Origin of the sequence: Desulfovibrio sp., assembly GCF_019424165.1 — a bacterium.
Taxonomy (GTDB): Bacteria; Desulfobacterota; Desulfovibrionia; order Desulfovibrionales; family Desulfovibrionaceae; genus Desulfovibrio.
In genome coordinates this window covers 128,008-147,739 of record NZ_JAHZAA010000004.1, presented here as the reverse complement: position 1 = coordinate 147,739, position 19,732 = coordinate 128,008, and the positions used below count along the sequence as shown (strand labels likewise).

Genomic DNA, 19,732 nt, shown 5'->3' with positions numbered 1-19,732 from the left:
TGATTTTTCTGTTTTTCTTCAAACCGGCGGACCCTGCCCATCCTGCACAACGTCATGTCACTGTTCACAACTGGCATGCCGCTAAGCGGGCCGAAGCGGCCTTTTCCGCTAAACTTTTTTGTCGCTTGACCGTTATTTACAATACGGACATGCGCTTGTCCGAAAGACTCTCTCCGTAAGGAGAGGCAAAAAATGCCCCTGAAAGTTGCACGCATTTTGCAACATGGGCTGTGTCCGGCATATATGCCCCTCCCTGCCGGGCAGAATTTTTTATGAGAGGCGCTTATGGCTATCAGTATATCCGGCTCAAACTCCATATCCGGCCTGAGCAACATGGGTACCGACTTTGATACCGTGCTTGCCAAGCTCAAAAAGGTGGAGTCCATCCAGCTCAACCGTCTGACCGCGTGGAAGTCCGACTGGAATCTACGGTATGAAGCGTTCGGCTCCATCATTGAACAGATCCAGATCGCCAGCAACGTGCTCGGAACCCTGAGCAACCGGAATAATTTCGTCACCAAGAATGTCGCCTCCAGCAACGAGCATGTTCTTACCGCTGTGGCCAACGCCTCGGCCCAGGACGTGCAACACACCATCAACGTACTGCAAACGGCCAATAATGCCGTTTGGGCCAATACCGGGCATGTCTTCAGCTCCAAGAACGACATCATCAACGATACCGGTACGGACCAGTACTTCAAATTTACCTATGCGGGCGCTACCAAGGAAATCAAGGTGCCGCCCAAGACCACGCTGGAATCCTTTGTCAGCATGGTCAACAACTCTACCGACAATCCCGGCATCAAGGTAAGCACGGTACAGACCGGTTCGGGCTATGTCTTTCAGGTGGCCGGCAAAAGCACCGGCGCAGCCAACGATCTTGTCATTCACGACAGCGGCCTTGTGGGCATGAGCTCTGCGGGCAGCACTTCGGCCTGGAGAACGAACAATTCTCTCAATCTTGCCGAAGCGCTGACCAATCCCACAAAATACTCCTATGACCTGATCATGGAGGACGGCGCAAAGTTTAAAGTTGCCATCACCGGCGACAAGACCAACCAGAATCTGGCAGACCAGATAAACGCCCAGACAGGCCGCAACGTGGCCAGCCTGGACAGCAGCGGCAACCTGACCCTTACGGGCGTGGCCGCCATGTACCAGCGTGATACGACAACCACAGAAAAGTCCATACCCGCCAGCACCAAGGTTGCCCTTACGTCCGGCGGGGCCAACGACACGCTGAGCAGCGACCTCACCGTCACCATGCAATACGATGACGGCATCACGAGCGGCGAGCGCACGGTTACCATCAAGGCAGGCACCACCATGCGCGATGCCCTCGCCCAGATGGCGCAGGCTTCGGGCATGAAGTCGGCGGACATGAGCATGGACGCACACGGTGTTTGGTCCGTCAAGCTTGATAATATTACAAATATAAGCTTCAGCGGCACCGAGGCGGCATCCTATACCCCCACCTATACCGCAGCAGAAATGGGGAACCGCGTAGGCGACCTTGCGTCCGCCACCACGGCGCTGGTTTTCAAGGCCGCCATGCTGGACAAGCAGATCGGCGGCAATAATCCCGATGGCAGCGATTTCACCTACACCATTGTGGGCAAGGATGGGGTTGCAAAAAACATAACCATTGCAAACACCGCCACCTACCAGGAACTGGCCGACAAAATTGCCACAGAAACCGGCACAGCCCATACCGCAGACGGCAACGGCAACCTTTCACTTTCGCTGGGCGATACCGTCAAGTTCTACCTCAGCCAGGGTACAGGCGGCGGCATGGACGGTCTCACTGCGAGCACCGCCACGACCACTACCAATACGGGCATGCTCCCGGACAGCACGCTGGACAATCCGCAGCCGGACCTCAACTATACGATCACCCTTAATGACGGCACGGCCATCAATGTCGGCCCCATAGCCAGCGGCTCCTCCATGCAGGATGTGGTGAACGCCATTCAGACCACCCTGAACAGCGATCCGGCCGCCCAGGCCGCCGGAGCCACCGCCAAGCTTGTAAAAGCGGACGGAACCCCCTGGACCGGTGAAGCCGACGGCCCCGCCTACCTTGAAGTCGCCAACGTGCAAGGGCTCAGCGGACCGGGCATCAAGGGGCAAGTGGCCTCATCGTCCAACTGGAACATCCAGCGCTCCACCAATGCCCGCTTTACCGTGGACAACTGGCCCGTAGAGATGGAATCCGCCACCAATACGGTCAGCGATGTTATTGAAGGCGTGGTCTTTACCCTTCAGGATGAGGGGCAGGCGCGCATCAATATCAGCACCGACATCACCTCGGTGGAAACATCCATCCAGACATTTCTGGATGCCGTAAACTCTGTTTTGTTGACCATTCGTGAGTTTACAAGCTTTGACAAAGACAAGGCCACCACAACCAACGACCCCAAGCTGGCTGACAACGACAACTACAGCCCGTCACAGCTTACAGCGGAAAAGGGCGGTCTTTTGCAGGGCAACTATGGGGTGCAGCTTTTCAAATCACGCTTCAACAGCCTGCTGACCGGATCGCCTCCGGGGTTCAAAAGCCGCACCAGCGCCGAAGACGTGCTTTCCGGCGACGTGCTCGCCAACCTGGCGAACCTGGGCATCAAGGTGAACAACAATGAGGCCAGCGACAAGTTCGGCCTGCTGGAAATAGCGCCCTCGTCCTCCATTGCCGCCCTGCAGCAGATGGACCAGGAAAACTATAACGACATGATCACCAATAACCTGGAAGCCGTGGTGGATTTTTTCTGCACCGAAGGCACAGGTACCACCACGTCGCCGGATTTTCGCTACGGCAGCCATGTTCCCGGCATTACCAAGGCCGGATCATATGATGTAACGTATACTGTTGACGCGCACGGCAATATTGAAAAAGTCATGGTGGGCGGTGTGGAGGCCAAGCGCGATACAAGCATGCCCGGCTACTATTACAGCGTGGCCTCAGGCGACGGGCGCGGTCTTGCCATTCTGATTGACGACCTGAGCGAAGGCGAACATACAGGGCAGGTACGCATCAAGGAAGGCTTGGTGCAGTCGGTAAACAGCTTTCTGAAAAGCGAGCTGGTGTTCAATGACGTCAACATGTCCGGTTCAGACCCGGCCAAAACCGCCGACGCCATTGCCCTTAAATCGCAGAACGGCGCACTGATGGTCCTGCGTGACAACTACAAGACCATCATGGAAAATATCGATAAAAAGATCAGTAAAGAACAAAGCCGGCTGGCCCTCTGGGAATCGCGGCAAAAAAAATATTTCGCCAATCTGGAAACCCTGCTGAACAACTACGGAAGTATGCAAAAACAGCTTGAGTCACAGATTGCCAAGATGAACAACAGCAGCAAGAGCTAGTACGTTTCAAGCGCGGTACGCTATAAAAACACGCACGCCACAAGGACAGAAACATGAACAAAGCGGCGCACGCCTACTTTCAGACCAAAATCGGCACCACTGACCAGGGGCAGCTTCTGCTCATGCTCTACGACGGCGCCCTCAAATACATCCAGCAGGCCCGCACCAAGATGATCGCCAAAGACTTTGCGGGCAAAGGCATCATGATCTCAAAGGTTATCGACATCGTTAACGAGCTTGCCGCATCGCTCAATATGGACAAGGGCGGCAGCCTGGCCGTTAACCTGAACAACCTTTACCTGCTCTGCACAGCGCGCTTGCTGCGCGCCAACCTGAAAATGGATATGGAGTCGCTCGACAGTGTGGAGAGCATCCTTTCAGGCCTGCGTGGGGCCTACGCCCAGATCATCGAAACCCCCGAGGCACGCAAGGCCGCGGCAGATATTGCCAGCCGCATGCAGCCCTCCGGCTCGGTAACCAAAACAGCCCAGCCCCTCATGCAGCATCAGGGCATGCCTGTTCCCCGCGCCCAGGCCCAGGCCGCCTACGGGCGCAACGCCATGCCCTTCCAGGCACAGGCCCCGGCGCAACCCGCCATTCCCGGCTATTCCCCTGCCCCGGCTGCCGCACCTGACGCGGTACCCCCGGCAGCCGTTGCCCCCGCTGCGGAGTCCAATCAGCCCGGAACAGCGCCGCGAGCGCATGTGCAGTCCTTTGAGCAGGCCATGAGCCAGATGCCCTCCGCGCCCACAGGCTTTGCCCCCAGCCGGCTGCCGGGTGCTTACGGCAAAACCACGCATCAGGAATAGGCATCGGCAGAGCGACACGGCGTCCAGGCTGCTTCACTCGCCCGCCCGCTGCAAAACAGTGTTTCGCCGCAAGAACGGCAACGGCGGCATACGACAACAGGGACGGCCTTTTAAACGCATACAGCACTGCCCCAGACATAAACGCATATCCCCCGCAATTGTGACTACAGTCACAGATTGCGGGGGGTTTTTGTGTTGTACACTGAATCAGTGGCCGTTACACTGCCGCTGCCGCTCGCGTACACCGGAAGGTTTCGGCTGCCGCCGTACCATCCCCGAAGTCCGGCATTCCTGAAGCCGAAAGCCCGGGAGATTGCATTATGACAAGCCGACAATATGCCGCCAACACGGATTCTCTTATGAACGAAGAAAGCCTGCAAGCCGCGCCCACCATAGCCGATGCCCTGTGTACCGGCCTGCTGACGGGCCTGAACCATCACGAAAGGGATGTGCTTGCCCGCCACGCCCGCCTGCAAAGCTTTGCTCCCGGTGTGGCGCTTTTTCAGGAAGGCGACGAAAGCGCGGACGCCATGCTGCTGCTTTCCGGTCTGGTCAAGCTGTGCCGCCACAGCAGCCAGGGCAAGGAATGTGTGCTCCACCTCGTGCATTCCGGCAAATTCATTGACGCAGGCGTACTTTTTTATGAAGGGGGGCTGCCCATTTCGGCCGTGGCCCTGCAACATACCACCGTGCTGAGCCTGAACCGGCGCGCGTTTCTGCACACCCTTGAAAACAATGCGCCGCTGGCCGTCAGCCTTCTGGGAGCCATGAGCCTGCGCCAGCGTCTGCTTATTACCAAAATTGCCGGTTCACAGGGGCGCATATCCGTGGCCGGGCGCGTGGCCGCATGGCTTTTGCACCGGGCAAAAATGGAAAAAAGCGCCACGTTGCGCCTTGGCGTTACCCAGGAAATTCTGGCCCGCCTCATGGGCATCAGCCGGGAGAGCCTCAGTCGCGAGCTTTCCGCCCTTTCGGCCGCAGGTATCATAGAGCACCAGCGGCGCAGCATCACACTGCTGGACCACGAAGCCCTGAAACTGCGGGCGCAAGGCTAGAGCTGTTCATGTGCGCGGCAAGCGCCTTGCACACCGTGAAACAACATGTTTTCAAAGCTGAAAATCCGTAAAGGGCAACTATGCGCGTCTGCATTGTCTATTCTTCCTGCACGGGCAATACCCGCAAGGTGGCCGAGGCCATCGGCGCAGCCACCGGCCTGCCCTGCCATCCTGTACGCCATGCTCCCGACCCTGCGGAATACGATTGTCTGGCTGTGGGCTTCTGGGTGCGCAAAGGCCTGCCAGATGCCCGCGCCCAGCGCTATATGCGCCGCATATACGGCAAGCCTGTTTTCTACTTCGGCACACTTGGGGCCTGGCCCCAGTCGGCGCATGCCCTGCGTTGCGCACAGGCAGCCGAGACCCTGTTGCAAGAAAACGGCAACACCGTGCTGGACGGTTTTTTATGCCAGGGCAGGGTCAACCCCCGGGTCATTGCCGCTTCGCAGCGCAAAGGCACCCACCCTATGACCCCGGCACGGCTGGCGCGACTCCAGGAAGCCGCCCGCCACCCCGACGGGGAAGATTTGCAGGCCGCCGGACAGTCCTGGCGGCACTGCCTGGAGGCGGCCGCCGCCTTCCATCAACAAGGAGCCACCTATGCGCAAAAAAAATCGTGAGTGCAACGATCCGGCCTTTTTCGATGAAGTTTTCGCCGCAGCCGACGAACTTTTCCTCGCCATGCATGACGGAGACTACCCCTATGTGCTGCCGCTGAACTTCGCCCGCCTGAACCAGGCCATCTACATCCATTGCGCTCTTGAGGGACACAAGCTGGACTGTATCCGGCAGAATCCCCGTGTGGCCTTTACCATCATTGCGGACGTAACCATACACCGCGAAAAATCCACCACCTATTTCAAGTCGCTCTGCGGCAAGGGGCTTGCCTGTATTGTCGAGGACGAGGCCGAAAAAGGGCGCGCGCTTGATGCCATTGCCGTCCGCTATGCGGCCCTGTGCCCGCAACCCACACCGCCTGCCAGCATACGACGCACCGGTATCGTGCGCATTGATATTGAAGAACTGGTCGGCAAGCGCAGGCAGCCGTCCGGCGCGGCCTGAAACGGCGGAGCGCCAAAACGGGAACCTGTGACCATCGCGATACTGCCCCGGCAAGGCGCTCAGGTCTCCAGCAGCGGTATCCGCTGCCCGTAGCCGTCCCCTGGCCGGAAGAGTAAATATACTTCAATACACTGATTTTAAAGGAAGTCTGACATGGCCGGAGCTTCCCGTCTTATTCCGTTGCCAAGTTTTCTGGCTCTTGCCCTGGCTGCGGCGCACTTCTGGCGTGCAGGCTGGGCCTCCCTGGCCGCGGCCTGCGTGCTTGCCGCCCTGCTGGCCTGGACACGCCTTGCGTGGGTGCGGCAGTTTCTGCTTTTGGGGCTGCCCCTGCTGGCCGCCCGCTGGATATGGACCACCGGCCAGTTTGTGCAGATACGGCAACTGATGGAGCAACCCTGGCAGCGCCTGGCCGTCATCCTGCTGTCCGTAGCGCTGTTTACGGTTCTGGCGGCCCTGCTTCTTCTGGGGCAAAAGGCGCGGCAGCGCTATTGCCGCCGGGAAGACACCGCTGCCGCACAACTGGGAGCCATGGGCGTATGTCTGGCTCTTTTACTGCCCGTCTGGTTTATGAATCCGCAACTCTTGCTGCTGGAACGCTTTATTCCTCAGGGGGGGCTGGTGCAAATCACGCTGGCCGCCTTGTGGGCCACACTGGCGGCGGGCTGGCTTGGCGACAGCCGCATGGCGTCACAGGCCCGCATGCGGCTGTGGCGGCTGTTTTCGCTGATATTTTTCGGTCAGCTTGTGCTCGGTCTGGCAGTGGAAAGCCGCTTTCTGCTTACGGGCAGCCTTCACCTGCCTGTTCCCGGCCTGATCGCAGCCGGGCCTGTTTACCGGGGCGGAGGCTGGTTCATGCTGGGGCTTTTCGGCCTGTCCACCCTGCTGGCGGGCGCGGCATGGTGCAGCCAGCTCTGTTATTTCGGCGTATGGGACGCCACAGCGGCGGCAAAAGCAAAATCCCGCCCCGCTCCGCGCTGGCTGCCGCGTCTGCGCCTGGGCATGCTTGTCCTTACCCTGCTCACGGCACTGGGCCTGCGCCTTGCGGGAGCACCTGTGGCCGCTGCTCTGGCCTGCGGCCTGCTGCTGGGGCTGCTGCTTGTTCCCTGCGCCCTGCTGTTCAGCCGCGTACGGGGATATGCCGCCTATTGCCGGGGCGTATGCCCTCTGGGGCTTCTGGCGCAATGGCTGGGTCGCGCCGCGCCCTGGCGCGTGCGCCGTGTGGGCGACTGCTGCGGCTGCATGGCCTGCGTGCGGACGTGCAGACAGGGCGCCATGAGCGAAGCCGCTCTTGAAAAAGGTATCGCCGCCAACACCTGCCATTTGTGCCGCGACTGCATCCATATCTGCCCCAAGGGCGCTCTGGCGCTGACATGGCTTGGCAAAAGCGGCAGCCAGGCCTGGGTCGGGACAGTTTTTCTGGCCCTGCTGGCCGGACTGCACGCGGCCTTTCTGTTCATGGCCCGTATCTGACATGGCAGAGGTATCCACCGGGTAATTTTATCATTGTTCTGGCGGATGCGCGGGCAAATGCCCGCTGCAAAAAACACAGGCGGTGCATTGGGGCGGTTGAAGCATGTGCAACGTCAAGCCGCTCTGAACACCGCGGCCAGCGCCGTGATTTTATCATATATTTTAAAAATCAACATGTTCCAAGGATGATCAATGACACGTCTTCTGAAACGCATCGGCACAAGCCCGTCCCAGCCCCGCGTCGGCTGGAACGAAATTTTCTGGGCCTGGGCCGGAAGCAGCCTTTCAGTAGCCTGCCTGGCCCTGCTGGAAAAAGTGTGCGCCCAGGAATGGAACCTGCCCCTGCTGATCGGCTCTTTCGGGGCTTCGGCGGTTCTGGCCTTCGGCGCGCCGCACAGCCCGCTGGCCCAGCCGCGCAACCTCGTGGGCGGGCATGTGCTTTCGGCCATTGTGGGCGTAAGCAGCCAGGCCATGCTGGGGGCAGACCCGGTTCTTGCCTCGGCGCTGGCCGTTTCCACTGCCATCGCCCTTATGCACATGACGCAGACCCTGCACCCGCCGGGCGGGGCTACGGCCCTTATTGCCGTTATCGGCGGGCCGGGCATACACAGCATGGGGTACTGGTATGTGCTGCTGCCTTGCGCCGCCGGAGCCGTCTGCATGCTTTTGCTGGCCCTTGTGACCAATAATCTTGCCGCCGGAAAAAAATATCCCACATTCTGGTGGTGAGGTGCCGACTTGCCACACCGCATCAAAAAGGGTAGCCATTTTCTTTTCCGGCATCTGGTGAGGTTTGCAACATGTCGAGCATTTCCCCCGCGTCCCCCCTGGCGGAGGGCCTGCGCCGAGCACTGCCCATTGTTCTCGGGTATACTCCTGTAGGCTTTGCCTTTGGCGTGCTGGCGGTCAAAAACAACATCCCCCCCTCCCTGGCTGTGGCCATGGCGGTACTCATGTTTTCCGGCTCGGGTCAGTTTGTTTTTGCGAGCATGTGGGGAGCGGGAGCCGGAACACTGTCCATCATGGCGGCGGTTTTTATTGTCAATCTGCGCTATCTGCTCCAGTCCGCCGCGGAGTCGCCCTGGCTGGCGGGCCTGCCCCGCATACAGCGTTTTCTGCTGGGGCTGGGCCTTACGGACGAAACCTTTGCCGTTCATATCACAGCTTTTCAGAGCGGCTGGCAACGCAACCTCACTACGCTCTTTGTCTGCAACCAGACCACACAGCTTGCCTGGGTGGGCGGCAGCGCCATCGGCGCTTTCTGTGGCGAACTGGTCAGCGATGTAAAGCCGCTCGGCCTCGATTACGCGCTTACGGCCATGTTTCTGGCCCTGCTGGTTCCGCAGTGCGTGAGCCGCTTACATATCCTGGTGGCCCTTTTCACCATGAGCCTCTCCATTGCCCTCAAAAGCGCGGGTATGAGCCAGTGGAACGTTGCGGTCGCCACTGTGGCGGGCGCAAGCCTGGGTACGGCCCTGCTGCTGTACCGGGAAAAAAAGGAAAACGCGCGCCCCCGCACGCCCGCGAAGTCCGATGAGGTGCACCCATGAACGAACCCGGCTGGCTTGATACCCACACGGGCCTCATCCTGTGCATTCTGGGCAGCACCCTGGTAACCCTGCTGCCCAAAATCCTGCCCGTTACCTTTCTTAAAGGCGACAACCTGCCTCCGTTGCTCCGGCACTGGCTTTCCTTTGTACCTGTGGCAGTCATGGCCGCGCTGGTAGGCCCGGATGTTTTCATCTATGAGGGCTCGTTCAATGCCGGGCCGTCCAACCTCTTTCTCATGGCGGCCCTGCCCGCTCTGGTGGTGGCCTGGTGGAGCAAAAACTACTTTCTGACCATTGTTGTGGGCATCGGTCTGGTCATTCTGGCCCGCTACTCGGGGCTGTACTGATGGATACACGCGCTCCCGCTCCGGACACCCGTACCACGCCGGACAGTGAAGGAACCAGCCCTGCGCACAACCTCCCTGCTCTGCGCAGGCGGCGCAAACCGGCCCCCGCCCTGGCCGCCCCCCGGCACAGCGGGCGCCTGCTCGTGCGCCTGGCCCCGAAACACACGGCCCTTTTTCGTTTTTTGCTAGAAGCTTACGATCACACGGCCTACTTCACCGTACTTGAGCCCAAAACCGCCCTGCTTAAAATCATTTTTTCGCCGCACCTGGAAAAAGAGACGCGACGAGCGCTTGCAGAAATGTCCTGCAGCCTGCCCTTTGAGTTGTTGGAATGGCCCTTTGCCCCCCGGCCGCAGGACCGCAAAAATGCTTTGAGATAGCCACATTTTCTGTTATGAAAGCCCTGTTGCGGGAGAACGGGCCCGGGGAGGCCCGGTCCCGTTTTTTCACGCCCGCGCACTGCGGGCGCTCCACAGCACAACGGCCCTCATACGGGCCTTCCATCCAGATGAAGGCGGATACATGTCACTGACATACAAGCGAGTTCTGCTCAAACTGAGCGGCGAAGCCCTTGCGGGGTCCAACAAGACCGGCATCAATCCCGAGACCGTGGCGGAAATATGCCGCGAAATCGGCACGGTGCTTGCCATGGGCGTGGAAATGGCCCTGGTTATCGGCGGCGGCAATATTTTTCGCGGGCTTTCCGGCTCGGCCAAAGGTATGGAGCGTTCATCGGCTGACTATATGGGCATGCTGGCCACGGTGCTGAACGCCCTGGCCGTACAGGATATGCTGGAAAAACAAGGCTATCCCACCCGCGTGCTTTCGGCCATCACCATGCAGGAAGTGTGCGAACCCTTCATTCGCCGCCGCGCCCTGCGCCATATGGAAAAAGGCCGTGTGGTCATCTGTGCCGCCGGAACGGGCAATCCCTATTTCACCACCGACACCACGGCTGTGCTGCGCGGCATGGAACTTAAGTGTGATGCCATCATCAAGGCCACCAAGGTTGACGGCATCTACGATAAAGACCCCACCAAACACAGCGACGCCGTAAAGTTTGACACTATCAGCTACGATGAGACCCTGGCCCGCCACCTGGGCGTCATGGACGCCACGGCCTTTGCCCTGGTGCGCGACAACAATGTGCCTATCATTGTCTGCCGCATGTTCGGCGGCGACATCCAGCGCGCCGTTATGGGCGAGCCTGTAGGAACCATCGTGCGCAACTGCTGATGCAGCCGGACGTCATGTTTGTCGCGTTACCGCGAAAAAACCCGATTGCCCGGCAGATACATACCCGCCCGGAAAAAACGGGCGAGGCCCGGCAAACGCAGGCAGACCTGAAATTTGCAACCGTGCCGGGCGGTCTGGCTTTTCAGTGTCAGACCGTTCCGGATTTTTACGCAAAGGGAGGCGCAGCGCCATCCCCAAAGGAACAGGCCGCAGGCCGCAGCCCCAAGGAGAATAATTTATGGATATCGACAGCATCCTTCTTGATGCCGAAGACCGCATGGAAAAAGCCCTTGCAGCTCTTGACCGCGACTTTGCCAAACTGCGCACCGGCCGCGCCACCACAGCCCTTGTGGACGGCATAAAGGCCGATTATTACGGCACCCCCACCCCTATCAGCCAGATGGCCTCCATAGCTGTGCCCGACAGCCGCACCCTGACCATCCAGCCCTGGGACAAGGGCGGCATTGCCCTGATAGAAAAAGCCATTCTCAAGTCCGACCTTGGTCTTACGCCCGTCAATGACGGCAAGCTCATCCGCATTGTCATGCCGCCCCTCACTGAAGAACGCCGCAAGGAACTGGGCAAGGTGGCGCGCAAATACAGTGAAGAAGGCAAGGTGGCCGTGCGCAACGTGCGCCGCGATGCCAACGACAGCGTGAAAAGGCTGGAAAAAGAAAAAACCATTACCGAAGACGAACAAAAGCGCGCCACTGACGATGTGCAGAAGCTTACCGACAAGTATGTGGCCGAAGTAGACAGGCGCTGCGCTGCCAAAGAAAAAGAAATAATGGAAATATAGCCGTGGCGGATCTTCCGCCACGTGCCGCCGCCCGCCGCGTTTCTGCTACAGCGGGGCGGGGGCGGCGCGTTCCGGCAGTGGCATGTTTTTTCGCCTGAAAATCCGGGCCGTTGGGCCGGGCAGCATTTTTATACAGGCTGAGCAGTATGACCCCACATGATACTCTCCTGCCGGGGCAGAAGCCCTGCACACAGGCGGACTCCACAGCCGCCGGAGCGGCCGCCGCAAAGCCCGAGGATGAAGACGTCCGGGAATCCGGGCGTGCCGGTGATCTGCCGGCCGCGCAACTGCCTGCCCACCTGGCTATTATCATGGACGGCAACGGCCGGTGGGCGCAGGCGCGCAACCTGCCGCGCGAGGCAGGACACAAGGCGGGGGCCGAGGCCGTGCGCGCCGTGGTTACCGAGTGCCGCAGGCTGGGCATACGCCATCTGACGCTCTATACGTTCTCCAGTGAAAACTGGAACCGCCCCAAGGCGGAAATAAGCGCCCTGTTTTCACTATTACTGGAATTTCTGCGCCGGGAACTGCCGCGCCTTGAAGAACAGGGCATCGCCCTCAGGGTACTGGGCGATCTGGACGGCCTGCCGCTGGCACAGCGCACTGCCCTGCGCCACGCCATAAAACGTACGGCCGACGGCCCGCATATGGTTTTGAACCTGGCCCTCAATTATGGTTCGCGGGCCGAACTGGTACGCGCCATGCGGTCTTTTCTGCATGACGGCGCGCGGCCCGAAGATATTACTGAAGAAAGCCTGGCACAGCGCCTTTATACCGCGGGGCAACCCGATCCGGACCTGCTCATCCGCACCAGCGGCGAGCAACGCCTGAGTAATTACCTGCTGTACCAGTGCGCTTACAGTGAATTGTACTTTACCCAGGTGGCCTGGCCCGATTTTGACGCCGCGCAACTGCGCCTGGCGCTGGAAGCTTACGCCGCGCGGTCGCGCCGCTTTGGCAAAACACAGGAGCAAATAGATGCCCATTGAACCCACCGCCAATCCCATCGACATCCGCCGCATCATAACCGGCGTATTGCTGGCCGCCGTGCTGTTGCTGGTGCTCTGGCTGCGGGGCTGGCCCCTGCTGTTCGTCATTCTGCTGGTTTCGGCCCTGGGCCTGTGGGAATTCTATTCCCTTTTCTGGGGTCCCAAAGGACGCATCACCAGCCGCATATGCGCCATCGCCCTGGGCTGGGGCATGCTTTGCCTCACCTGGATGAACCGCCCGCAGGACGCCCTGGTTTGCCTTGGCGCGGGTTTTGTTCTGTCGGCCATGAGCTTTCTTTTTCGCTGGGACGTTGTTGAAGAAGACAATGCCTTTGTGTCCAGCGGTATTTTCATGGCCGGGCTGGCCTATGTGCCGCTGCTGCTTTTGCCGGCCACCTATCTTTCCACCACCAAGCTCATCTTCGTCATTGCTGCCGTTGCCATTTCCGATACTGCCGCCTACTTTGTGGGTACGCGCTTCGGGCATCACAAGCTCTGGCCCCGCGTCAGCCCCAAGAAAAGCTCCGAGGGCGCTGTGGGCAGCCTGGTGGCCTGCGTAATTTTTTGCGCCATTTACGGCGCGGTTTACGGCAAAACTGGCTGGCTGTCCTTTGCCCTGCTGGGCATTGCGGTCAACGCCTTTGCCCAGGTGGGTGACCTTTTTGAGTCTGCCCTCAAGCGTTCGGTCAATGTAAAAGATTCCGGCCAGTTGCTGCCGGGGCACGGCGGCGTGCTGGACAGGGCAGACAGCCTGCTCTTTGCCATGCCTATGGTGGCCGTTGTGGACCAGTGGTTCTTTTTCTTTTAGAGCATGCCGGAAAAATGCATCCGCAACGTTTTTCCGTTGCTCACTACAGAGCTTGACCACACACGGAGCTTGCGGCTTTGCGGCGGATGCCTGCCCGCGCAGCCGTCAGGGCAGTGGCAAAATACGGTTGCACCGGGCTGCACCGTCAAGATTTTACAGTCACGGGCATCAGGCGGTGCAGGGTAGCACTACCCGCACAGGGCAGATGCCATTCACGGCTGACGCCCGGCCCCACATGTTGTAATTTATGTGGTTTCCGGCCCCGGCCGCGCCATTTCGGGCGGCCCCCTGCCGGGGCCGCTTGATTTTTTTGCCACCGTACCTATTTTTTCTTATGGGCAAGCCGCCTGCCCATAAAACAGCACCTCTACACACGGCGGTACGCACAGGATGCAGACATGGCACATCTCTGGCCGGGTCAGGGCGGCCCTTCCATAGACTATATCTCCGGTCCGCCGGACGACGCGTGGCGCGACACATGGCCGCGCGGTCTGGTCATTCTCGGCTCCACGGGGTCTATTGGCTGCAGCGCCCTTGCTGTTGTTGAAAGCCATCCGCAGGCCTTCCGCGTTGAGGGGCTGGCCTGCGCCCGCCAGGTGGAACTGCTGGCAAAACAGGCCGCCCGCTGGCGGCCGTCTCACCTGGCAGTGCTTGATGAAGATGCCGCCGCCAGGCTCAAGGCCCTGCTGCCTTCCGGCTACTCGCCCCGCATTCTGACCGGGCGCGAAGGCTATGCCGAACTTGCCACCCTGCCCGAGGCCCGCACCGTGCTTTCAGCACAGGTGGGCGCCGCCGGGCTTGCCGGAACCCTGGCCGCCGCCCTGGCGGGCAAGATCATCTGCCTTGCCAACAAGGAATCCCTTGTGCTGGCAGGCGACCTGGTGCGCCGTGTCTGCGCCCGCACCGGAGCCGTTGTGCTGCCTGTGGATTCAGAGCATAACGCCATATTTCAGTGCCTCGCAGGGCGCGGGCAGGAAGTGCGCCGCCTCATTCTCACCGCCAGCGGCGGCCCCTTCCGTGGGCGATCGCTCGAAGACCTGCGCCACATCACACCAGCCCAGGCCCTCAAGCATCCCAACTGGAGCATGGGCGCCAAAATAAGCATCGACTCGGCCACCCTCATGAACAAGGGGCTTGAGGTCATTGAGGCTTACCATCTCTATGGCGCGGCTCCCGAGCGCATAAAGGTGCTGGTGCATCCCCAGTCCGTCATTCATTCGCTGGTGGAGCTGGAGGACGGAACCCAACTGGCACAGCTTGGCACAGCGGACATGCGCCTTGCCATCGCCAACTGCCTGCTGTGGCCGCGCTGTCTGCCTGTGGGGGTACCGCCCCTTGACCTGACAGCCGCGCCCCTCACTTTTCACGAACCGGACAGCGGGGTTTTTCCCTGTCTTGAGCTGGCCCGCCGCTCTCTCGCCTTGCGCGGGGGACGTTGTGTGGTCATGAATGCGGCCAATGAGGCCGCCGTGGAACTTTTTCTTGAAGGCGGTTGCGCCTTTCTTGACATTCCCCGGCTGATAGAGGCGGCTCTGGCAGCGCACAGCGCCACAGAGCCCGGCAATCAGTCTTTCTGCGCCCCGCTGCATCAGGGCACGCCTCCGGCTCCGGCCGGGATGGCCGCCCTGCAAAGCGAGGCCCATACCCTGGCGGAGCGCATTACGCAGCTTGACAGCCAGAGCCGCGAGCTGGTGCGCAAGCTGGCCCGCGACGGAGAATCCGCATGCTGACGACCATCATAGCAGTCACTCTTGTTCTTGGCGGCCTCATCTTTTTTCACGAGCTGGGGCATTTTGCCGTGGCCCGTGGATTCGGCATGGGTGTTTCCACCTTTTCCCTTGGCTTCGGCCCCAAAATTCTCAAACGCAAATGGGGCAAAACAGAATATGCCCTGTCCCTCATTCCCCTGGGCGGCTACGTGGCCCTGGTGGGTGAACAGGACGACAGCGAACTGCCCGAAGGCTTTACCCGTGAAGAAAGCTTTTCTTTGCGCCCCGCGTGGCAGCGTCTGCTGGTGGTGGCAGCCGGCCCGGTAGCCAACATGCTGCTGGCCTGGCTGCTGTGCTGGATACTGGCTTTCGGCTGGGGAACCCCCCAGTTGCTGCCCCAGGTAGGCGGCCTTGTGGAGGACGGCCCGGCCGCCAGAGCCGGCGTTGAGGCCGGTGACACCATTGTGAGCATCAACGGTCAGCCCATTGTGGACTGGGAAGACATGACCCGCGCCATTGCCGCCAGCGACGGGCAGGCCATGCTTGTGGAACTCAAGCGGCCCCACAAGGTGGAAAGCGTCGCTCCCCCGGCGGATGAAGACATTGCCCCGCAAGACAGCCATGACCGGACAACGGCCAGCGATGGAGCCACCGCGGCCACAAGCCTGCTGACGGTGGAAATCAAGCCTGAAATGGCCGTGCGCAAAACCATCTTCGGTGAAGACGAAAAAGCCTGGCTTGTGGGCATACGCAATACCGGCGCTGTGCGCCTTGTGGAGCACGGCTTCTGGGGCGCGGCTGTGGCCGGGGCGGGGCAGACCTCCAACATGCTTGCCCTGACCTGGAAAAGTTTTGTAAAGCTGGTTGAACGGGTGGTTCCCCTTGATCAGGTTGGTGGCCCCATCATGATCATGCAGATGGTGGGCAAGCAGGCCCATGAAGGCATGGCCGGGCTGTTGGCCCTGGCCGCGCTTATCAGCATCAACCTCGGGGTGCTCAACCTCCTGCCCATTCCCGTGCTGGACGGCGGCCAGATCGTCTTTTGCCTGTGGGAAATGATCTTCCGCCGCCCGGTCAACGCCAGGGTGCAGGACTATGCCATGCGGGCCGGGCTGGCCCTGCTGGTCACACTCATGCTGCTGGCCACCTACAATGACATATGGCGCATCGTAAAGGGGGCCGGCTGGTTCGGGAGCGGATCATGAGCGCATATTCCACCGGGCTTGAGCTTATTCTCAATGCGGCCGAGGGCGTGCTACAGATCATTGTCACTGATGACGAAAAACTGCTCTGCGCCCAGGAATGGCGCAGGGCTGACCGCGCCACGGAAATTCTGGCCCCGGCGCTGGAAAACATCTGCACCGCTCTGGGCATAAAACCCGCTGATTTCAGACGCCTGGCCTGCGTGCGCGGGCCGGGTTCCTTTACGGGCATACGGCTTGTACTGGCTACGGCGGCCGCCCTGCGCAGGGGCGGAAGGGCCGGGCTGGCCGGGCTGGATTATATGCAGGCCCTTGCCACCACTGCCGTGCAGCGCCGCCAGCTTCTTTTCGGCGCGCCCGTGTGGGCCATTACCCATGCACGGCGCAACCTCGTGCATTGCCAGCTTTTTTTGTCCTACGGGCCGATGATTCCCGCGCAGCCACTGGCTCCGGTAGACCTGTGCACGCCGCACGAAGCCCTTGCCCGCATTCTGGACAGTCGCACAGCCCCCCTGCCCCAGGGGGTTCCCGCAGGCAGCCGCATCGTGTGGGCCTGCGGCAGCGGGCTTACCCGGAATGCCGCGGTATTCTCCCCTCTGGATCCCCTGCGCCCCTCGCCGGACGGCAGCCAGTACTGCGCCGACACCGAAAACGCGCCGGTCACGGCACTGGATGACCTGGTAAACCCCGACATCCAGTCCCTGTGCCTGCTTGCCCGGCATGGCGACTATGCCAATGCCGACCTGGAACCTTTCTATGTGCGCCCCTGCGATGCGGTTGAAAATCTGCCCCAACTGGCACCGCGCCAGGGACTGACAAGCGAAACCGCCTCCGCAGCCCTGGAACTGCTGCTGCAACGGCCACCCCGCAGCGACATCTAGAGCTGTTTGCCCTTTGAGGATGCATGCTCTCAAAGCTTGCGGCATTCGCCCCCTGAAAAGAAAATGTGGTTTCGGCCCGCAGTGTTGCAACCATATCAGGCATAAGGCAAGGGCGGTTTCAAGAGCTGGCTGCTCCAGCCTGTAACTGCCTTGGGCCTTTGTGGCGCGCCTGTTTCCTGAACCGGCGCAAAGCCGCAGACAGCAGGCAAGACATACAAAAAACACTCAGCCTACAGGCTTTGCACGCAACCCGCGCACAACACCCACGCGGCAATTCCCCACACACAGCCGGCATGGCTCACGACCTCACCGGCGCTGCCTCTGTTCTTCCCATCAAAAAAACCACGTGCGGCGGCTCCCCCCTACTGCCCGCAGGCAGCAGCGCAGCGCGCACCGCAACCAGCCCCGAAACCGCCAGAACGTACTTGTCTGACGGACAGTTTTTTTCTGTTATTGCCCACACTTTCCCGTCGAATTCTTTTTTCAGCTTCACACGCGAATAGGGATTTTTGTTCCACCCTGCGAACATAAAAACAAATATACCATGCACTATTTATGACACTCTAGCATTTGTCTAGAAAAAAATTGCTGATAACAAGTTGAATTACATATCTTTGTCAGTTTGACACCGAAGTTTTTATTACGGTATATTCCTCCATCAAGAAAAGGCATCCCCCAACGAGACGGACGGTCCGGAGCGCAAGGCGCTTCCGCCGTCATTGGAGAGTCTCCGGGGTCAGGACCACGGGCGTGGTCCGCCCGGCATCCGCCGGACAGCCTCGAACAGTAACCAAGGAATGATCATGAAGTATTCACGCTGGCCTTCCATGCTGGCGGTCGCGGTCGCATGTATGCTATTGACCGCCCCCATGAAAGCCGACGCGGCTTCTGCAAGCGCTCCTTCCGCTGAACTCTCTTCAAACGCATCCTCATCCGGCGCCTCCAAAGCTGTAAAAAAATCATCGCAAGCGCGCCCCGCCAAGTCTGAAAAGAATAAAAAAGCCGTTAAAACCAGCCAGTCCGGCAAGGCAGCTAAAAATGCCAAGGGCGGCAAGGCAACAAAATCGTCTGCCAAAAGCAAAGCCGTGTCCGAACAAAGCGTTGACAGCCGCGACATATGGCTCAAACGCGCCCAGCAAAGCGAAGTTTTCACCGGCAAAGCCTCCTGGTACGGCCGCGACTTTCACGGCGGCGCCACAGCCAGCGGCCTTAACTACGACATGTATACCTTCACCGCTGCCCACCGCACCCTGCCCATGGGTACTGTCGTGCGTGTGACCGACCAGGAAAACGGCAAGAGCGTCATGGTTTGCGTGACAGACCGCGGCCCCTTTGTACGCGGCCGCATCATTGACCTTTCTTTTGCCGCTGCCCAGCAGCTTGACCTTGGCACGCGCGGCGTGGGCAAGGTGGAGCTTGAGGTGGTCAGCGATGAAAGCGGTACTCCCCTGCAGGCCGACCAGGCCTACTATGTGCGCTACAATGCCGCCATGGGAGACGAACGCATCGGCCCCTTCCGCGCCTTTGCGGATGCCGCCGCCATGCATGAGGCCCTGCGCCAGGCTCACCCCGAAGCAGAAGTTGTACTGGGGCATTCCCGCTAGCAGCCTGTATCTGTAGCGCAACACACGCATCGCCGATCTTTCGGCTATCTTTTCAGCCGCCCGGCGCGCCGCACCAAAGGCAAGCGCCCGCTGCACAAATCTGCACGGCCCGGCTACGGCCGCACTGCGCCCCCGGCCAGCCCATAAGCGGGCTCTGGTTGCAAGCATCAAGCCCCGGCCCCTGTAACGCACAGGGTCCGGGGCTTGCGTTATGGACAAGACAGTCCACATGGATCACTGTAAAAAAAGTTCCTGCCTGCCCACAGCAAAAGGCCGATCCGGATCGGTCGACGGATATTTTTTACCGCCGGAGCGTGGGCCTTGCCACCCCAGTGCTTATTCTGTATGAGCCTCTTGCACCTCATGTTCAAAGAAGGATGTCATGGGCTTTTTTTACAGCATGCTCTCTTCGGCAGCCTTCGGGCTTATCCCCCTTTTCAGCCTGCCGCTCATGGCCAGGGGACTTTCTCCGGCTACCGTACTTTTTTACCGTTTTTTCATTGCTTCCATTGTGCTGGGGATACTGCTCCTCCTGCGTGGCGAGCGCCTGCACACCTCGCGTCGCAATCTTGCCAAGCTGACGGGCATGAGCCTCATGTACGCCATGGCGGCCCTGCTGTTCATGCAGGCGTTCAAGTACATGCCGAGCGGCGTGGCGGCAACCCTCCATTTTTCCTATCCTGTAATGGTCATGCTCATGATGGTTGTTTTCTTTCATGAGCGTTTTTCCGCGGTCACCGCTCTGGCCGTGGTTCTGGCCATCAGCGGCGTGTATTTGCTGAGCGGCGGCGCGCAGTCCGGCAGCGTGGCGGACATAAGCATGCTCGGCCTGACGCTGGCCCTGG

The 19,732-nt window shown here is 60.1% G+C and carries 20 protein-coding genes; 19 read left to right on the top strand and 1 reads right to left on the bottom strand.

What is annotated here, in order from left to right:
• Nucleotides 1-285 precede the first annotated feature (285 nt).
• The 17 genes from fliD (at nucleotide 286) to tsaB (ending at nucleotide 17,283) form a co-directional block, all read left to right on the top strand.
• Nucleotides 286-3,366 carry a flagellar filament capping protein FliD gene (fliD, locus tag QZ377_RS03520; RefSeq protein WP_291439577.1) on the top strand — a complete coding sequence of 1,027 codons (3,081 nt, stop codon included), beginning with the start codon at nucleotides 286-288 and terminating at the stop codon, nucleotides 3,364-3,366.
• A gap of 53 nt (nucleotides 3,367-3,419) precedes the next feature.
• Nucleotides 3,420-4,175, top strand: coding sequence for a flagellar export chaperone FliS (gene fliS / locus QZ377_RS03515; protein ID WP_291439576.1), 756 nt, complete (start codon nucleotides 3,420-3,422; stop codon nucleotides 4,173-4,175).
• Between the two features lie 320 nt (nucleotides 4,176-4,495).
• On the top strand, nucleotides 4,496-5,230 hold the full coding sequence (locus QZ377_RS03510; protein ID WP_291439575.1) for a Crp/Fnr family transcriptional regulator: 735 nt from the start codon (nucleotides 4,496-4,498) through the stop codon (nucleotides 5,228-5,230).
• A gap of 80 nt (nucleotides 5,231-5,310) precedes the next feature.
• Complete coding sequence (locus QZ377_RS03505) at nucleotides 5,311-5,850, top strand: flavodoxin family protein (RefSeq protein ID WP_291439574.1); 540 nt, start codon at nucleotides 5,311-5,313, stop codon at nucleotides 5,848-5,850.
• Nucleotides 5,831-6,292: a pyridoxamine 5'-phosphate oxidase family protein gene (locus QZ377_RS03500; RefSeq protein ID WP_291439572.1), complete on the top strand. Its 462-nt coding sequence runs from the start codon at nucleotides 5,831-5,833 to the stop codon at nucleotides 6,290-6,292. Before QZ377_RS03505 ends, QZ377_RS03500 begins: the two co-directional genes overlap by 20 nt.
• 153 nt (nucleotides 6,293-6,445) lie before the next feature.
• Entirely contained in the window at nucleotides 6,446-7,762 is a 1,317-nt protein-coding gene (locus tag QZ377_RS03495) for a 4Fe-4S binding protein (protein ID WP_291439571.1), read from the top strand.
• 192 nt (nucleotides 7,763-7,954) lie between these two features.
• Nucleotides 7,955-8,491 carry an HPP family protein gene (locus QZ377_RS03490; RefSeq protein WP_291439569.1) on the top strand — a complete coding sequence of 179 codons (537 nt, stop codon included), beginning with the start codon at nucleotides 7,955-7,957 and terminating at the stop codon, nucleotides 8,489-8,491.
• Between the two features lie 71 nt (nucleotides 8,492-8,562).
• Nucleotides 8,563-9,312, top strand: coding sequence for an AzlC family ABC transporter permease (locus QZ377_RS03485; protein WP_291439567.1), 750 nt, complete (start codon nucleotides 8,563-8,565; stop codon nucleotides 9,310-9,312).
• On the top strand, nucleotides 9,309-9,659 hold the full coding sequence (locus tag QZ377_RS03480) for an AzlD domain-containing protein (protein ID WP_291439565.1): 351 nt from the start codon (nucleotides 9,309-9,311) through the stop codon (nucleotides 9,657-9,659). The genes QZ377_RS03485 and QZ377_RS03480 overlap by 4 nt, the downstream gene beginning before the upstream one ends.
• Nucleotides 9,659-10,039 (top strand): DUF4911 domain-containing protein, encoded by a 381-nt coding sequence (locus QZ377_RS03475; protein WP_291439563.1) that lies wholly within the window; start codon nucleotides 9,659-9,661, stop codon nucleotides 10,037-10,039. The genes QZ377_RS03480 and QZ377_RS03475 overlap by 1 nt, the downstream gene beginning before the upstream one ends.
• A gap of 142 nt (nucleotides 10,040-10,181) precedes the next feature.
• Entirely contained in the window at nucleotides 10,182-10,895 is a 714-nt protein-coding gene (gene pyrH, locus QZ377_RS03470; protein WP_291439561.1) for a UMP kinase, read from the top strand.
• 238 nt (nucleotides 10,896-11,133) lie between these two features.
• Complete coding sequence (gene frr, locus QZ377_RS03465; RefSeq protein WP_291439558.1) at nucleotides 11,134-11,694, top strand: ribosome recycling factor; 561 nt, start codon at nucleotides 11,134-11,136, stop codon at nucleotides 11,692-11,694.
• Nucleotides 11,695-11,840: 146 nt separating this feature from the next.
• Nucleotides 11,841-12,683 (top strand): isoprenyl transferase, encoded by an 843-nt coding sequence (locus QZ377_RS03460; RefSeq protein ID WP_291439556.1) that lies wholly within the window; start codon nucleotides 11,841-11,843, stop codon nucleotides 12,681-12,683.
• Nucleotides 12,673-13,491: a phosphatidate cytidylyltransferase gene (locus QZ377_RS03455; RefSeq protein WP_291439554.1), complete on the top strand. Its 819-nt coding sequence runs from the start codon at nucleotides 12,673-12,675 to the stop codon at nucleotides 13,489-13,491. The genes QZ377_RS03460 and QZ377_RS03455 overlap by 11 nt, the downstream gene beginning before the upstream one ends.
• A 398-nt stretch (nucleotides 13,492-13,889) precedes the next feature.
• Nucleotides 13,890-15,221 carry a 1-deoxy-D-xylulose-5-phosphate reductoisomerase gene (dxr, locus tag QZ377_RS03450; RefSeq protein ID WP_291439552.1) on the top strand — a complete coding sequence of 444 codons (1,332 nt, stop codon included), beginning with the start codon at nucleotides 13,890-13,892 and terminating at the stop codon, nucleotides 15,219-15,221.
• On the top strand, nucleotides 15,215-16,405 hold the full coding sequence (locus QZ377_RS03445; protein WP_291439550.1) for a site-2 protease family protein: 1,191 nt from the start codon (nucleotides 15,215-15,217) through the stop codon (nucleotides 16,403-16,405). The genes dxr and QZ377_RS03445 overlap by 7 nt, the downstream gene beginning before the upstream one ends.
• Complete coding sequence (gene tsaB / locus QZ377_RS03440) at nucleotides 16,402-17,283, top strand: tRNA (adenosine(37)-N6)-threonylcarbamoyltransferase complex dimerization subunit type 1 TsaB (RefSeq protein ID WP_291439548.1); 882 nt, start codon at nucleotides 16,402-16,404, stop codon at nucleotides 17,281-17,283. Before QZ377_RS03445 ends, tsaB begins: the two co-directional genes overlap by 4 nt.
• Nucleotides 17,284-18,019: 736 nt before the next feature.
• Here the strand turns inward: tsaB and QZ377_RS03435 are convergent.
• Nucleotides 18,020-18,364, bottom strand: coding sequence for a hypothetical protein (locus QZ377_RS03435; RefSeq protein WP_291439546.1), 345 nt, complete (start codon nucleotides 18,362-18,364; stop codon nucleotides 18,020-18,022).
• Between the two features lie 4 nt (nucleotides 18,365-18,368).
• Here QZ377_RS03435 and QZ377_RS03430 point away from each other — a divergent pair, with 4 nt between their 5' ends.
• Nucleotides 18,369-18,887, top strand: a complete 519-nt coding sequence (locus QZ377_RS03430) for a septal ring lytic transglycosylase RlpA family protein (RefSeq protein ID WP_291439544.1) — start codon at nucleotides 18,369-18,371, stop codon at nucleotides 18,885-18,887.
• 382 nt (nucleotides 18,888-19,269) lie between these two features.
• On the top strand, nucleotides 19,270-19,732 hold a 463-nt coding region (locus QZ377_RS03425; RefSeq protein ID WP_291439542.1), incomplete at its 3' end, for a DMT family transporter.